A 16,654-nucleotide genomic window follows, 5' to 3' on the forward strand; every position below is an offset into this window, starting at 1 on the left:
TCTTACCATGGTCTACGTGACCTATTGTTCCTATGTTTACGTGTGGCTTCGTTCTCTCAAATTTTGCCTTTGCCATCTTTCTTCCTCCTTCTTAACTTTCTCATTAAATGTTTTTTAACCAAGGTCAATGTAAACTGACCCTGGTGTATCTTAATATGTATATAAATATAATTTTGATGTGTTGTGGAGCCCACGAGCGGATTTGAACCGCCGACCTCCGCCTTACCAAGGCGACACTCTAACCTGCTGAGCTACATGGGCATTTACCTATAATATTTTACTACTTTTGTTTAGACAAGTCAACGTGTTTTTTGCTTTCATATTTTTCCACAGCAACATCAATTGCCCTTTGACTCTAAAAACCTCTCTAATTTTCTTTTTACTCTTTGAAGAGCATTATCAATTGACTTTACATGCCTGTTTAAATCTTTGGCTATTTCTTGATAAGATTTTCCCTGCAAATAAAATATAAGAACCTGCCATTCTAAATCACTTAAAATTTCTCCAATTTTACTTTCTATGTTATTAATTTCTTCTCTTGAAATTAATAATTCTTCTGGGTCAGATATTTTTTTACCAGATAAAACATCTAAAAGAGTTCTATCTGACTCCTCATCATATATAGGTTTATTAAGCGACACATAAGAATTTAAAGGTATATGCTTTTGCCTAGTTGCTGTTTTTATAGCAGTAATTATCTGCCTAGTTATACACAGTTCTGCAAAAGCTCTAAACGACGATATTTTATCACTTCTATAATCCCTTATAGCCTTAAATAATCCTATCATTCCTTCTTGAATAATATCTTCTCTGTCTGCACCAATTAAAAAATAAGACCTTGCTTTTGCTCTTACAAAATTTTTATATTTTTTTATCAAATATTCCTGAGCCCTTGGATCCCCATTTTTGGCATCTTCTACAACTTTTTCATCAACTAACACTTCATAAACTTCTGGTTCTTCTTTGTATGCTCCTACTCCCACCATCATCTCCTCCTGCCCCTTTAAATATGAAGAGAAAATGCGTCTTTTACGCTTCTTCAATTTCGAGTCCCATAGTCAATTTTTATTAATTTTAATTCCCAACTCAAATTCCAATTGACTTACTTTGTCCAAACACTATGCATAAAAATTATACTGAATACAAAATACCACTATGATTTAATTATATATTACTTAAAATAATTCAGTCAAGATTTAAACCTCTTCTCTTCTCCATTTTTCAAGGGCTTCAAGAATTTTTTGGTCTATTCTGTCGCTTAATGTCGACTTTTTTCTATTTTCCATATCTATTTTATTTTTTATCTTTCCTTTAATTAAATCTAGTTCATATTTTAATTCTCTTGGAGTAACTCTAACAGCTCCACTACCTATAACAACCTGCTGTTCAGCCCAATCTGATGTTACAACTTTTACTATATTCCTCCTATTTTTAACCAAGTCTTCTACTACCTTTTCAATATAAGTGTCTGCTGTCTGATGTTCTTTAGTAAACACTACTTCAATCCCCTTGACATTTTCTTTTTTTACCTTTGCACTTTTAACTTGATAAGCATCAAATACTATTATAACATTTACCCCTGTATAAGAATGATATTCTATCATTTGTTCGATAAGAAAATCTCTAGCCTCTTCTAAATTTTCTCTACTCACTTTTTTAAATTCTGGCAAAGCATTTATTACATTATAACCATCTATTAATAAATATTCTCTCAATTTTAGTTCACCCTAACTATTATCCCTCTGCCTCAAGATTTCATACATTAAAATAGATGCTGCTACAGAGGCATTAAGCGATGTCACTTCTCCCTTCATAGGCAATTTAACCAAAAAATCACACTTTTTCTTAACTAATCTGCTTATTCCTTGTCCCTCACTTCCAATAACCAAAGCAACATTACCCTTTAAATCACTCTCATAATAAAGTTTTTCCCCATCCATATCTGCTCCAACTATCCATACACCTTGCTCTTTTAAATAATCTATAGTTCTTGAAATATTAGTAACTCTTGAAACTGGAACATACTCAATAGCTCCTGCTGAAGTCTTAGCTACAGTAGCAGTAAGACCTACAGCTCTTCGCTTCGGAATAATAATACCATGAGCTCCTGCTGCATTTGCAGTTCTAATTATAGAACCCAAATTATGAGGGTCTGTTATTTCATCTAAAATAATTAAAAAAACTTCTTCATCTTTGCTCCTTGCTCTTTCCAATAATTCATCTACTTCATAGTACTTATATGCTGCTACATAAGCAATAACTCCTTGATGTGCATGTGATACCGATATTTGATTTATCTTATTTTTATCTACATATTGAATAGGTATTCTATTTTCTTTAGCCACAGCTAATATTTTCTTTATAGAACCTTCTTTATTTCCTTTTGATATGAGAATTTTTTCTATTTCTCTTCCAGATTTCAAAGCTTCTATTACTGGATTACGTCCTTCAATAATATTTGCATTATTCAAACTCTTTTCACTCCCTACAAATTAAATCTCTCTAAATTTTTTTCTCACTTCTTCAATTCGCCCACAAGTCATATTTCCTTCTGGACATGGTCCATTAATACAATTTGGTCCTGCATTTTTAAATATATTCGGAGCAACTTTTTTTACAAGCTTAAGCATTTCTGTAGCTAAATTTCTTATCTCCCACTGAGCTCTATTACAACACCTGTGATTAAAAAAATGAAGTAATGTCCTTGCATTCATAGTAACTACTATTTTTGTTTCACAAGCATTTGGAAATACAAATCTAGCATCTTCTATAGCTCTCTTTTCAGCTAATTTTTCAGCTTCTTTATCACTTTTTCCTTCTGATATAAAAGTTTTATAGTGTTTATCTTTTAGCATTTTAGTCAGTCTGTTATAAATTTTTTGGTCATCTTGCATAGCTTTAATAAATAATTCCTTAGCTTCTGGAATAGATTCTATTTCTGGCGGAATTATATATTCAAACTGTTCTAGTTTAACATATCTTTGAGATTGTTGAGAATAAGAAGCTATTCTATGTCTTACCAACTGATGAGTTAAAACTCTACTTACTCCTTCTATACCAAATGTAAAAGATATATGTTCAAGAGGTGATTGATGTCCTAATCCCATAAGCATATTAACAAACTTTGCAACCTTTTCATCATTAATATTTTCTGCAATTTCCTCAATTCCAACTGGAGAATAACATAGTTTTGCAGCAGATGCAACAACTTTTTCTGGCTCTGGAGTATAAGTTATTAAATTAACCTTCATTATAAAGCCTCCTCTTTTATTTATATTCAATGTCTGAATTCTCAGCTCTTATTTTTAATCTTAGCTTTTATAAACTCCAATATCTGATGAAATGAAGTATAAATAGCATAAAATTGATTATTTAATAGTTTACTTCCTACTTAAAACTTTATCTTCTCCATAAGGCAGAATATGTAGTACATACTTTCGAATTTTTGCTTTGTATTTTCCAGAAATTTTAACTTGTTTGTAATTATTATTGTTTTCATCTTTAACTTCGATTATAGATATTCCTTTATCGTCAATTTTTTTTATACTTACAACTCTAAAATTTATTAATCCTTTCTTCATAAAAAAGTTATTATTATACCTTTTATATGTTAATTTTTCTACATATTCTTTAAACATCTTTTCTTCATATGTCCTCGGCTTAAATTCATCTAAAAATAAAGATTTAACTGTTAAAATTGCAAGTAAAATAATAATTACAATTACATACATTTTCTCTCTTTTGTTCATAATAACCTCCACAGCCAAACTATACTTTTTTATAATATCAAATTTTATTTGCAATATCTTTTTCTATTATTTTTATAGCTTCTGATATTATCTCATTTATTCTTTCTTTATCTCCCTTTAAATATAAATATCCCAATAAACTTTCAAACCCTGTTGCATATCTATAATCTGATATATTTGCATTTTTAGGTATAGTAGCAGATTTTTGATTTCGTCCCTTTTTTACTATACTCCATTCTTCTTCTGTCAGCTGGTTTTGCAGGGCATGTACAATTTGTGCCTGTCCGGAAGCCTTCACAAACTTAATAGCTAACTTATGAAACTCATGCACTTTTCCTTCATATTTGTACACTATATAAGTTCTTATGTAAACTTCATATAATGCATCACCAATATATGCAAGTATAAGCGGATGAGTATTTTTAATATCCATTTCACTTTTCTCTTTTAAATTCATAATTGATAAAAAGTTTTTCATATTTTTATCATCCTTTGTATGTTTTAATTTGTCATTATACTAATTATATTATATCCTAAATTCTACAAACTACTTTATCATATTTATTATCACATAGGCAATAATACAATTTATCTAAAACTTTACATTTTCAAAAAACAAAACCAGAGATTTGCTCTCTGGTTAATATATTTAAAATATAAAATATTTTTCTATAATCTACATCCTTCTCCACTTAACTCCTTGAGGTGTATCCTCTAATATAATTCCCTTAGCTCTTAAATCATCTCTTATCTTATCTGCCAAAGCATAATTTTTTTCTTTTCTAGCTTTTTGTCTTTCTTCTATAAGTTTTTGAATTTCTTCATCTAAAAGTTCTTTTTCTTTACTCAAAAAACCTAATACACCTGTTAATTCTTTCAACAATTCATAACTTTTTTGTACAATCTCTTTTGAAGATTCTCCTGATATTTTAGTATTTATTTCTTTAACAAGTTCAAATATAGCTGCTATAGCATCAGCTGTATTTAAATCATCATCCATAGCCTTTATAAACTTATCTTTATACTTCTTAAAACCTTCAAAAATACTAATTTCTTCTTCAGTCATTTTTTCAACTTTAACATTCTCCATTAAATGCTCAAGATTTTCTTTTGCATTATAAAGTCTATCCAAAGCATTTTTAGACTGTTTCATTAAATCTCTACTAAAATTTATTGGATTTCTATAATGAGCCGATAATAGAAAAAATCTAACAACTTCTGGTTCAAATTCAGTTATTATATCTCTAACTGTAAAAAAGTTTCCCTTAGATTTAGACATTTTTTCATTGTTGATAGTAATATAACCATTATGAACCCAATATCTTGCAAAAGGCTTTCCTGAATAAGCTTCACTCTGTGCAATCTCATTTTCATGATGTGGAAAAATAAGGTCCTGACCTCCTGCATGAATATCAATAGTTTCACCTAAATATTTAGTAGACATTACAGAACATTCTATATGCCAACCGGGTCTGCCTTTTCCCCATGGACTATCCCATCCGGGTTCACCGGGTTTTTGTTTTTTCCAAAGCGCAAAGTCCATGGGATTTTTTTTAATTTCATTTACTTCAATTCTCGCACCAGCTTCAAGTTCTTCAATACTTTGTTTAGAAAGTTTTCCATAATCTTTAAACTTTGTTGTATCATAATAAACATCACCTTGGGTTTCATAAGCAAAACCTTTATCTATTAATTTTTGAATAAACTCTATTATTTCCTGTATATTTTCTGTCACCTTTGGATGAACTGTAGCTCTTTTTATTCCTAATGCATCTGCGTCTTTAAAGTATTCTTTTATAAATCTTTCACTTATTTCCTTGGAATCCACGCCTTCTTCATTTGCTTTTTTAATTATTTTGTCATCTACATCTGTAAAATTTTGAACATAAATCACTTTATAGCCTCTATATTCCAAATATCTCCTTAATGTATCAAATACTACAAAAGGTCTTGCATTACCAATATGAAAATAATTATAAACAGTTGGTCCACAAACATACATTTTCACTTCGCCCGGAACCATTGATACAAATTCTTCTTTTTTTCTTGTTAGTGTATTAAATAGTTTCATTTTATCCTCTCCTCTCTTTCTATGAGAATTTTTTCAAGTTTTGCAATTCTCTTCCTCAAACATTCTAATTCTTCTGCCACAGGGTCAGGCAACTTAACTTGATCAAGGTCTGCAGAAGGCTTCTTCTTATGGTCATCTATTACTCTAACGTTATCCTTTATTACTACTCTACCCGGAACGCCAACAACTGTACAATTTGGCGGGACTTCCTTAAGGACTATAGAACCAGCACCTATTTTAGAATTATCTCCTACTTTAAATGGTCCTAGAACTTTTGCTCCTGATGCTATAACAACATTATTCCCAATAGTCGGATGTCTTTTGCCAGTTTCTTTACCCGTTCCTCCAAGTGTAACTCCTTGATATATAGTTACATCATCTCCTATTTCAGCAGTTTCTCCTATAACTACCCCCATTCCGTGGTCTATAAGTAATCTTCTTCCAATCTTAGCTCCCGGATGTATTTCTATTCCAGTCAAAAACCTATTTATTTGAGATATAACTCTTGCAAGTAGTATCCACTTCTTTTTATAGAAATAATGAGCTATTCTGTGTAAAATCACAGCATGTAATCCTGAATAGCATAAAAGTACCTCAAATCTATTCTTAGCAGCTGGGTCCCTCTCCAATATCGAATCTATATCTTCTATTAGACTTTTAATAAATTTCATTTTGCACCTCCTTCTTATCAGTTACAAGTTCTAAGTTACACGTTTTAAGGTAACAGGTCAGACTGGCTCTCAGTTATTAGCTCTCAGTTCTTAGCTTATTTTTAATTTTCAATTTTAACTATATTATTTTCTACCAAAAATAAAACCTCCTTCTCTAGCTATTACCAGAGACGGAGGTTATCCGCGGTTCCACTCTGTTTAGGCAGTAATTGCCCCAACTCTAAAAACTTTTAACGGAGTCACCCGTAAAGACCTACTTTACATTTCAGTCTTAGGCTCATAGGTGCACTTCAATTTGTTTATAGCTTAAGGCTACTTCCAGCCGATGATAGCCTCTCTCTGGTAAGCATCAACAAACCTACTCTCCTAATCAACGCCTTTTTACAATATAAATATTTTTATAAATATAAACTTTTATGTCTCGCTGCCATCAAGTTATCTACTTCAAATTTTAATATCAATCCTTTGCAGTATTTAAAAACACTTAATCCTTTATAATTCTTAACTTTTAACTCTCAACTCTTAACTAATTATATAATGATTTTTTACAAATTCTACTCTTTTGATAATATTTTCTCTTCCAAGTATCACTATTACTTCATCAATATCTGGTCCGTGAAGCTGACCTGTAAGAGCTGCCCTTATTGGCATATAAAGTTTTTTACCCTTTATACCTGTCTCTTTTTGTATTGTTTTAAATACCTTTTTACCAAATTCATTGTTTATTTCTTCTGCTTCACTTACTTTTTCTTTAAATATATTCAAAAGCTTGCTAACATGTTCCTCATTTAATACTTCTTTCACGTCTTCACTTTCTAGCTTAACTTCTTCTCCAAAAAATCTCTTTGCATAATCACTTATTTGTGCTAAATATTCAATTCTTTCTTTAGCTGTATTTACTATTCTCTTAACCCAATCATATTTTTCATCTTTTTCATCTTCTTTTATCAAACCAGCTTCAACTAAATATGGAATACATAAATTTGTAAGTCTATCTAAATCAGCCTTTTTAATATAGTGAGAATTTACCCAATTTAATTTGTCAACATCAAACACTCCACCACTTTTTGAAACTCTATCAAAAGAAAACTTTTCAATCATTTCATCCATATCCATTATTTCTTCATTGTCATCTGGACTCCAACCAACTAATGCTATATAGTTAACAAGAGCTTCAGGTAAATAACCCTTTTTTCTAAAATCTTCTACTGCTACATCACCATGTCTTTTACTTAATTTTTTCTTTTCTGCATTAAGAATATTTGGCAAATGAACATATTTTGGTTTTTCCCATCCAAATGCATCATATAGTATTATATGCTTAGGAGTTGAAGATAACCACTCTTCACCTCGAATAATATGAGTAATTCCCATAAAATGGTCATCTATAACTACTGCAAAATGATAAGTTGGAAATCCATCTGTTTTTATGAGTACTTGATCATCTAAATCTCTTGTATTCATTGTAACCTCTCCTCTTACCAAATCGGTAAAGGTTACATCAGTATCCTCAGGAAGTTTTAATCTTATTACATGAGGCTCTCCTGCCTCCACTCTCCTTCTAGCTTCTTCTAAAGGGATATTTCTACAATGTCCATCATATCTTGGAGTTAATCCTTGGGCTCTTTGCTGTTCTCTAATTTTATCCAATCTGTCTTTAGAACAAAAACAATAATAAGCATGTCCACTTTCCAATAGATTTTCTATATATTTATGATATATATCAAGTCTTTCCGATTGAATATATGGACCCCTATCCCCTCTTTGTACTATTTCATCATTTTCTATAAAAGGTCCTTCATCATGAACTACACCAGCCCACTCCATAGCTTTAAGCATATTTTCTATAGCACCTTCAACATATCTAGTTCTATCTGTATCTTCTATTCTCAAAATATATTTTCCACCTTGATTTTTTGCAAACAAATAGTTATATAAAGCCGTTCTCAAACTCCCTATATGTACATATCCTGTAGGACTTGGTGCAAATCTTACTCTTACAGTCATCATTAAACCTCCTATACAGCTTCTCCATTTTCTTCTCACTATATTAGAATATTATATCCCAAAAGCTTTTTTGTATCAAGAAATTTGAACAAAGTATAACCATATTAATCAAAGTTTTAAAACTATATTATTTCTTCTCTTTTTAATAATTTCATAGTTTTACCTAAAGCTTCATGTACTTTTAGTTCTTCTTTTTCACTTTCCCATCTCAATTTGTATTCTACTATCTTTTCACTTGCTTTCTTCCCAATGACTATTCTTACTGGTATTCCCAAAAGGTCTGCATCTTTAAATTTTACTCCTGCTCTTTCATTTCTATCATCTAAAATCACATCAAAATTAGCACCTTTTAATTCCTCGTATATCTTTTCCCCTAACTGCACTTTTTCTTCATCTTTAATACTCAATATAGATACAATTATATGATAAGGAGCAATTTTTATAGGCCATATTATTCCATCTTCATCATGATGTTTTTCAATTACTACACTTAGCAATTTATATATATCAATATAATGATAAATTCCAACTATTTCTCTCGTTTTACCTGAACTGTCTTTATAATTGAAATTTTTAATCTCATTTATTTTCCCTAAATCATAAAAACCACCTATTTTTACAGCATATTCTCTTACAAAACTTCCACCACATATAGGACATCTATCTTCTTCCTTAACATAGCTTACATCAGCTACAATATCTGCTTTAAAATCACGCCCTGCTACTACATTTTTAATGTGATAATCTTTTTTATTTGCACCAGCTATAAATAATCCTCCCTTGTATATCTCCCTATCTGCAATAATTTTTACACCTTTTAATCCTACAGGGCCAACAAATCCCGTTACTGTATTTAAATCCTTTATATCTTCATCTTCAGCCATTTTTATATCATGAACAGAAACTTTTAAAACTTTGCTTAATTTGTAAAGATTAAGCTCTCTATCACCCCTTAAAACTACAGCTACTACTTCATCTTCTATTTTCACTAATAATGTTTTAGCCAAATCTTCCTTTTTAATTCCTAAAAAGTTTTCTAGTTCTTTTATCGTCTTTATATCAGGAGTGTATATTTCCTCTATTTCTGCTTCTTGAACAGAAGCATTTTCATCTATATTAAAAGATGCAACTTCTTCCAAAGAAGTATAATCACAATCCTTACACTTATATATAACTTTATCTCCCCAATCAGCTTTTACAACAAAACTATAACTTATATCACCACTGTTTTTAGGATTATAATCTGACAAACTTAACATTTCTAATCCTATTTCTTTAAACATTTTTTTATAATTTTCTATTATTTCACTACACTTGTTTGACAAATCATCATCTTCCTTGTAAAAACTACAACCTCTTAACTCCTTATATTCTTTAGCTCCAAACAAACCTTCTTTTATTCTTACCTTATCCCTTTTTAAAGTTTGCACATCATAAAGAAAAACTGGAAGTTCCTTGTAAGACTTTATTTCATTCCTAATAGAAAGACTCATATTTTTTACAAATTCACTATCATTTGAAAGATAAATTCTTTGAAAACCTAAATTTTCTATTCTTTTTATTAAAAAATCTACTAATTTATCTAAAACTTTAACACCTAAAGGAAGTACTGTAAAAATGCCGGAATCAATATTTCTAAACATTCCCGATTTTATAAGCAGTTCTTGACTAGACAAATAAAACTCATCATCAATTTTTTTAAGAGTTTTTCCAACTAATTTACTCATATACATTTTTCATCTCTCCTATTCTTTTAAAAAATTATAAATTTTTTATATACTTATATAACATATATAGTATTTTTCTATAATTGTAAATAGATTCCTCTCTTTATATTATAATTTACACAGAATAAATTTTTTTTACAAGGGGGAACTCATATATGGCAGATTACAGAGAAATGTGGAAATCTCTTGATATGGACCTAGAAAAACATGATAAACTATGTGAAGTATTACCTCAATTTTACGAAGAAATATATCTTTCTCAAAAAAATCGTCCACAAGGAATGAATTATTTCAACTTTGTAGTATCAGAAGTTCACGGTTTAAGAATAAAAGAATTATTAGAATCCAGAAAAAACAATCGCAAAGTAATAGGGAGTTTTTGTGTATATGTTCCAGATGAAGTTATTAATGCCGCAGATGCTATAAGTGTTGGATTATGTGGTGGTTCCGATTTTTGGCACCCAGATGGAGAAAAAGTACTTCCTAGAAATACTTGTCCATTAGTTAAAGCTTCTATTGGAGCCAAAATCAGTGCTACATGTCCATATTTCCAATCCTGCGACCTTTTAGTTGGAGAAACTACTTGCGATGGTAAGAAAAAAGCTTGGGAAATATTAAGCGAATATACTCCTATTCATGTAATGGACTTGCCTCAAATGAAAAGAGAAAAAGATAATCTGCACTGGCAAGACGAAATAAAAATATTTATTGATAAAATAGAAAATCTAACTGGCAATAAAATTAATGAAGAAAATCTAGCTGAAGGCATAAAATTAATTAATGAAAAACGTAGAGTTTTAAAAAGACTCTATGAATTTAGAAAATTTGACAAACTACCTATAAGTGGAAAAGATGTACTTTTAATATCTCAAATTGCATTTTACGATGACCCTAAAAGATTTATTGAAAAGACCAATGAATTATGTGATGAATTAGAAAAAAGAGTTCAAAATGGAATATCTGTCTTTGAAGAAAATACTCCTAGAATCCTTATAACTGGAACTCCTATGGCCATTCCCAACTGGAAACTTCACCATATTATTGAAAGCAGTGGTGGTGCAGTTGTATGCGAAGAAACTTGTACAGGCACTAGATATTTTGAAAATTTAGTTGATGAAAATGGAAAAACTTTAGATGAACAAATAAAAGCTCTATCCGATAGATATTTAAATATAAACTGTGCATGTTTTACTCCTAACAAAGGAAGAATTGATGATATATTAAGACTTTATAAAGAGTATAATGCTGATGGCATTGTTTACTTTACTCTACCTTTCTGTACTACATACGCTACTGAATTTAAAAAAGTTAAAGATGCTCTTGATAAAAAAGGAATTCCCGTTATCATGATTGAAACTGATTACGGTTTGCAAGACGCTGGACAAATTAAGACTAGATTAGAAGCCTTTTTTGAAATGTTAGAAACTAACAAAAAAGTAGCTGTTACAAAATAAAACAATACAAGGTGATTTAATGAAAGAACTTGAAACCTATATATTATTTCCCAGTCATACTGATGGATTAGCTCTTGAAAAAATTTTAAAAAGTAATAACATAGAATATACCATCGTTCCTACTCCTAGAACACTTAGCAAATGCTGTGGTATATCATTAAAAATCAATCCAAAAGATAAAGACATAGTTGAAAATCTTCTGCTAAATAACCCTTCCATAGACTATGAAGGTATATACACACTGAAAAAAAAGAAAAATAGTTTATTTAATTTTTAAATCAAATTGTTAAAAATAAAGATATTTATTCCTTGCAATTCAAATTGTTTTTTAAATCTATAGGAGGATTTGTAATGTATTCAGTTGGTATTGATTCTGGCTCTATTGCAACAAAAGCTGTTTTATTCAATGGAAATATTGTAGAAAAAGTCATTATACCTACAGGTTGGAGTCCTAAAAAAGCTTCTGAAAATGTCTTAAATATTTTGATAGAAAAAAGTTCTATAAAAAAAAGCGATATAAAATTAATAATAGGAACAGGATACGGTAGAATATCTATGCCTTTTGCAGATAAAAAAATTACTGAAATAACTTGTCATGCAAAAGGAGCTTATTTTTTAAATGATAAAGTTCGAACTATTTTAGATATAGGTGGACAAGATAGCAAAGTCATAAGTTTAGATGATAATGGAAACGTAATAGATTTTATTATGAATGACAAATGTGCAGCAGGCACAGGTAGATTTCTTCAAGTTATGGCAAATGTACTGGGAATAGAAGTAGAATCTTTTGATGAAATTATTCATAATGTAAAACCAGAACCTATAACTAGTATGTGCACAGTATTTGCAGAATCAGAAGTTATTAGTCTTTTAGCAAAAGGTATAGACAAAAATAAATTAGCTTCAGGTATAGCTCACTCTATTGCCAATAAAGGCACTGCTATGTTAAATAAAATTAAGCTTAAAAACGCTATTGCCTTTACTGGTGGTGTAGCAAAATCAAAAATTATAAAATCAATAATTGAAGAAAAAATAAAACAGCCACTTTATTCTCCTCCAGACTCTCAAATAATAGGAGCATTAGGTGCTGCTGTAATAGGTTGGAATATGATAAATAAATAAATAAGGCTCATATTAATAAATTAATTTAAATACTTTTTAATAAAAATTAAGAATTTAAAATTTTTAAGAATTAAGAGTTATATTGACCTTAATAGCTCTTAATTCTTAATTATTTTTTGTAACTTTTTTATTATTTAAAATTACAAAGACATATCATTTACTATTCTCTTTCACTTGCCTTTTCTATTACCTCACCCATCTTTGACATTATATAATCATATCCTCCCTCTGAATGCGGTATCATACAATCACTGCAGTCTTTTATACCATTAGTATATTTAAAATTACCTCCACAATTTTCTCCAAGCATATATAAAGGACAAAAACAAAATAGACAGTTAAACTTTGACTTATCTTTTACATTATGACATGGAAAATATTCACATTTAGTATTTTGTACAAACTTATAATTTTCACTCATAAATTCTCCCCCTATTATATAAAATATATTAATACAAGGTACAAAGGTTTAATTTTCCTAAGTACCTTGTATTTTACTGTTTAATTATTAATATGCTTTAGCAACATAAACCATGTGTTTTGCTTTTTTTCCACAAAAATGACATTTATCTCCGAGGTCTTCTTGCTTAAATGGTATACATCTTATTGTAGCACCTGTTTCTGCTTTAAGATTATCTTCACATTCTCTTTCTCCACACCACATAGCTTTAGCAAATCCAAGTTTTTCAGTCATCTTTTTCTTCAAATCTTCAAAATCTTCAATATAATAAGTATTTTCATCCCTATGTTTTCTTGCTCTTTCAAGCATATCATTATGAATTGTATCTAATAAATTTAATATTGAATCTGCTAATCCGTCCATTGAAATTGACTGCTTTTCTAAAGTATCTCTTCTCACAGCCATAACTTGATTGTTTTGTATATCTCTTGGTCCTATTTCTATACGAACAGGTACACCTTTCATTTCATATTCATTAAATTTCCAACCTGGTGAATAATTTTCATTGTCATCAAGTTCTACTCTTACTCCCACATCTTGAAGAAGCTTTTTAAGCTCATAAGCCTTATCTAAAACTCCTTCTTTATGTTGAGCTATAGGTATAATAACCACTTGAATAGGTGCTACTCTTGGTGGTAGTACTAATCCTCTATTATCTCCATGAACCATTATTAATCCACCTATTAATCTTGTAGATACACCCCATGAAGTATGATAAGGATTCTGTAAATCTCCATTCCTATCTAAGAAAGTAATTTCAAAAGCCTTTGTAAAATGCTGACCTAAATTATGAGATGTACCAGCTTGAAGAGCCTTACCATCATGCATAAGTGCTTCCATAGTATAAGTAGCATGAGCACCTGCAAATTTTTCCTTATCACTCTTTCTACCTGTAATTACAGGCATAGCTAATAAATTTTCTGCCATTTCTCTATAAATTTCTAATATTCTCAATGTTTCTTCTTGAGCCTCTTCTTCTGTTTCATGAAGAGTATGTCCTTCCTGCCATAAAAACTCAGAAGTTCTTAAAAATGGTCTAGTACTCTTTTCCCATCTTACAACACTACACCATTGATTATATAAATATGGAAGTTCTCTATAAGATTTCAACCACTTTGCATACATTGAACAGATTATAGTTTCCGAAGTAGGTCTAACACATAATCTTTCTGCTAACTTTTCCTTTCCTCCATGAGTTACCCAAGCTACTTCAGGTGCAAAACCTTCAACATGTTCAGCTTCTTTTTTCAGTAAACTTTCAGGTATAAGTAGTGGAAAATAACAATTTTTATGTCCAGTTTCTTTAAATTTCTTATCAAGATAGTTTTGAATATTTTCCCAAATAGCATATCCATATGGCTTAATAACCATAAACCCCTTAACTGGTGAATAATCTACTAAGTCAGTCTTTAAAATAACATCTGTGTACCACTGAGGAAAATCTACTTCCATAGCCGTAATTTCTTTAACAAACTCCTTATCATTTTTACTCATACTAAAAATCCTCCTTATTATTTTTTAATTTTAATCTGATTTTCATAGACTCATTTTAAATTTGTTTAATAAATTTTTAAATATGTTTTTAACTTTATAATCTCTCATTTTAGAGTTATAAAAGGCCTTTTCACAACTCTGAACTTTAACTAATTCCTACTCTAAAACTTTACATCTTTTCATATATTTATTTTAGCTTTAGCTGAAAATTTTAATTTCTCACAAAAACTCACAATAAAAATAAAAACCTTCATCTCTTATTTAGAGACGAAGGTATTCTCGCGGTACCACTCTAATTAATCTAGTATCAACTACTAGATTCCCTCTTAGCGATGATAACGGTATCGCAACCGTATGACTTATTATTCGTCATAAGCTCTGGGACGGGTTCGAAATGCATATATCCTGTGAAATCTTCCAGCCAATGGATTTCACTCTCTGTAGGCATCATCATTTCTACTATTTCCCTTCATAACCAAAATCAATATAAAATTATTTGAGTTCTCAAAAGACTCTTAATTTCTAACTTTTAAAAATTATGTCTGATTTTTTGTTTTGTTAATATAATATATAAAATATTATATTTTGTCAACAGAAACAATAGCTTGAGCAGCTATTCCCTCTCCCGTTCCAGTAAATCCAAGACCTTCAGTAGTTGTAGCCTTAATATTTATAGAGTCTTTATCAATACTTAAAGTATTTGCAATATTTTTTCTCATATCTTCTATATAAGGAGCCATTTTAGGCTTTTGAGCTATAATCACAGCATCAATATTATTTACCCTATATCCTTTTTCTTTCAATCTATTATTAACTTTACTAAGAAGTTTTATACTTGATATTCCTTTATATCTGTTATCTGTATCCGGAAAAAGCTTTCCAATATCTCCTAAAGCTACTGCCCCCAACATAGCATCTTTGATTGCATGAAGTAAAACATCCGCATCTGAATGTCCTAAAAGTCCTTTTTGATATGGAATATCAACACCACCAAGTATAAGTTTTCTTCCTTCAACTAATCTATGCACATCATAGCCAATTCCTACTCTCATATTTTTTTCACACTCCTTATAAAATAAATATATTCGACCTATTTCCCGGGAAATAAAAACTTTTTTTATATTTTCGACTTTCTTCTGTTCAAAATTGCTTCCCCTAATATTAAATCTTCAGGAGTAGTTATTTTTATATTATCATAATTTCCTTCTATCATTTTTACTCTATGTCCAAGTCTTTCGACCAATACACAATCATCAGTTCCCAAATAATTATCTTCTATTGCTTTTTCATGTGCTTTAATTAAAATATCATAATTAAATACTTGAGGTGTTTGTATTCCCCATAATTTACTTCTATCTGGTGTATCTATAATATAACTATTTTCATCTACAACTTTTATAGTATCCTTTACTGGTACACCCACTCCAACCGCCTTATTTTTTAAAGCTTCACATATACTCTTTTCTATAACATCTGCAGTTACAAAAGGTCTTGCTCCATCGTGAACAACAACAATTTGTGCATTTTTATTTACAAACTTCAACCCATTATACACAGATTCTTGTCTTTCTCTTCCACCAGAAACTAATATTATTTTTTTTCTAAATTCGTATCTATTTAATATTTTTTCTCTACAAAACTCTATTTCATCTTCCTTTAATATTAAAATTATCTCATTAATGTATTTTATTTTATCAAATACTTCTAACGTATGTATCAATATTGGTTTTCCATCAAGTTCAAGATACTGCTTATTTATTCTACTTTTCATTCTCTTACCTTGTCCGGCAGCAGCTATAATAGCAGAAACAAACACTTTATTAAGCATAAATCCTTATCTCCTATCTTTAATTTTATTATTGCAAAAAATAAAGTTAGCAACTTTTCACCCAATTTTAA

General features: G+C 29.9%; 17 protein-coding genes, 1 tRNA gene and 2 other annotated features. Of the genes, 3 read left to right on the forward strand and 15 right to left on the reverse strand.

Annotated features, from left to right (window positions below; translation table 11 throughout):
* Positions 1-184: 184 nt before the first annotated feature.
* From BUA90_RS10350 to BUA90_RS10400, 11 genes are all read right to left on the reverse strand, one after another.
* Positions 185-261, reverse strand: a tRNA-Thr gene (locus tag BUA90_RS10350).
* Between the two features lie 77 nt (positions 262-338).
* Positions 339-986: an RNA polymerase sporulation sigma factor SigH gene (gene sigH / locus BUA90_RS10355; protein WP_456297940.1), complete on the reverse strand. Its 648-nt coding sequence runs from the start codon at positions 984-986 to the stop codon at positions 339-341.
* A gap of 210 nt (positions 987-1,196) precedes the next feature.
* A complete protein-coding gene (locus tag BUA90_RS10360; protein ID WP_072968331.1) occupies positions 1,197-1,715 on the reverse strand; it encodes an NYN domain-containing protein in 519 nt (172 codons plus the stop codon).
* Positions 1,716-1,727: 12 nt separating this feature from the next.
* Positions 1,728-2,471, reverse strand: a complete 744-nt coding sequence (gene rlmB / locus BUA90_RS10365) for a 23S rRNA (guanosine(2251)-2'-O)-methyltransferase RlmB (protein WP_072968333.1) — start codon at positions 2,469-2,471, stop codon at positions 1,728-1,730.
* 21 nt (positions 2,472-2,492) lie between these two features.
* Complete coding sequence (gene thyX, locus BUA90_RS10370) at positions 2,493-3,251, reverse strand: FAD-dependent thymidylate synthase (protein WP_072968335.1); 759 nt, start codon at positions 3,249-3,251, stop codon at positions 2,493-2,495.
* 129 nt (positions 3,252-3,380) lie between these two features.
* Positions 3,381-3,749: a hypothetical protein gene (locus BUA90_RS10375; RefSeq protein WP_072968337.1), complete on the reverse strand. Its 369-nt coding sequence runs from the start codon at positions 3,747-3,749 to the stop codon at positions 3,381-3,383.
* Between the two features lie 37 nt (positions 3,750-3,786).
* A complete protein-coding gene (locus BUA90_RS10380; protein WP_072968339.1) occupies positions 3,787-4,227 on the reverse strand; it encodes a Mini-ribonuclease 3 in 441 nt (146 codons plus the stop codon).
* A gap of 198 nt (positions 4,228-4,425) precedes the next feature.
* Positions 4,426-5,820, reverse strand: a complete 1,395-nt coding sequence (gene cysS / locus BUA90_RS10385; protein ID WP_072968341.1) for a cysteine--tRNA ligase — start codon at positions 5,818-5,820, stop codon at positions 4,426-4,428.
* The gene (gene cysE / locus BUA90_RS10390) at positions 5,817-6,491 is read right to left on the reverse strand and encodes a serine O-acetyltransferase (protein ID WP_072968343.1); all 675 of its coding nucleotides are present in this window, start codon (positions 6,489-6,491) and stop codon (positions 5,817-5,819) included. The genes cysS and cysE overlap by 4 nt, the downstream gene beginning before the upstream one ends.
* Before the next feature lie 163 nt (positions 6,492-6,654).
* Positions 6,655-6,874, reverse strand: a binding site (T-box leader).
* A 139-nt stretch (positions 6,875-7,013) separates the two neighbouring features.
* The gene (gltX, locus tag BUA90_RS10395; protein WP_200793516.1) at positions 7,014-8,498 is read right to left on the reverse strand and encodes a glutamate--tRNA ligase; all 1,485 of its coding nucleotides are present in this window, start codon (positions 8,496-8,498) and stop codon (positions 7,014-7,016) included.
* Between the two features lie 122 nt (positions 8,499-8,620).
* Positions 8,621-10,231, reverse strand: coding sequence for a YbaK/EbsC family protein (locus BUA90_RS10400; RefSeq protein ID WP_072968347.1), 1,611 nt, complete (start codon positions 10,229-10,231; stop codon positions 8,621-8,623).
* A 149-nt stretch (positions 10,232-10,380) separates the two neighbouring features.
* Between BUA90_RS10400 and BUA90_RS10405 the strand changes: the two genes are divergently transcribed.
* The 3 genes from BUA90_RS10405 to BUA90_RS10415 all read left to right on the forward strand — a co-directional run bounded on the left by BUA90_RS10405 (position 10,381) and on the right by BUA90_RS10415 (position 12,801).
* Positions 10,381-11,679, forward strand: coding sequence for a double-cubane-cluster-containing anaerobic reductase (locus BUA90_RS10405; RefSeq protein ID WP_072968349.1), 1,299 nt, complete (start codon positions 10,381-10,383; stop codon positions 11,677-11,679).
* A gap of 19 nt (positions 11,680-11,698) precedes the next feature.
* Complete coding sequence (locus BUA90_RS10410) at positions 11,699-11,956, forward strand: putative Se/S carrier protein (RefSeq protein ID WP_072968350.1); 258 nt, start codon at positions 11,699-11,701, stop codon at positions 11,954-11,956.
* A 74-nt stretch (positions 11,957-12,030) separates the two neighbouring features.
* Positions 12,031-12,801 carry an acyl-CoA dehydratase activase gene (locus BUA90_RS10415; RefSeq protein WP_072968352.1) on the forward strand — a complete coding sequence of 257 codons (771 nt, stop codon included), beginning with the start codon at positions 12,031-12,033 and terminating at the stop codon, positions 12,799-12,801.
* 160 nt (positions 12,802-12,961) lie between these two features.
* On the opposite strand, the gene BUA90_RS10420 is transcribed toward BUA90_RS10415, so the two are convergent.
* From BUA90_RS10420 to ispD, 4 genes are all read right to left on the reverse strand, one after another.
* Positions 12,962-13,222, reverse strand: coding sequence for a cysteine-rich small domain-containing protein (locus tag BUA90_RS10420; protein ID WP_072968355.1), 261 nt, complete (start codon positions 13,220-13,222; stop codon positions 12,962-12,964).
* Between the two features lie 87 nt (positions 13,223-13,309).
* Positions 13,310-14,755 (reverse strand): proline--tRNA ligase, encoded by a 1,446-nt coding sequence (gene proS, locus BUA90_RS10425; protein WP_072968357.1) that lies wholly within the window; start codon positions 14,753-14,755, stop codon positions 13,310-13,312.
* Between the two features lie 260 nt (positions 14,756-15,015).
* Positions 15,016-15,237, reverse strand: a binding site (T-box leader).
* 96 nt (positions 15,238-15,333) lie between these two features.
* Positions 15,334-15,807: a 2-C-methyl-D-erythritol 2,4-cyclodiphosphate synthase gene (gene ispF / locus BUA90_RS10430; RefSeq protein WP_072968359.1), complete on the reverse strand. Its 474-nt coding sequence runs from the start codon at positions 15,805-15,807 to the stop codon at positions 15,334-15,336.
* Between the two features lie 65 nt (positions 15,808-15,872).
* Complete coding sequence (gene ispD / locus BUA90_RS10435) at positions 15,873-16,583, reverse strand: 2-C-methyl-D-erythritol 4-phosphate cytidylyltransferase (RefSeq protein WP_200793517.1); 711 nt, start codon at positions 16,581-16,583, stop codon at positions 15,873-15,875.
* Positions 16,584-16,654: the final 71 nt, after the last annotated feature.

Source organism: Caminicella sporogenes DSM 14501 (assembly GCF_900142285.1).
In the GTDB taxonomy this organism is placed as follows: Bacteria; Bacillota; Clostridia; order Peptostreptococcales; family Caminicellaceae; genus Caminicella; species Caminicella sporogenes.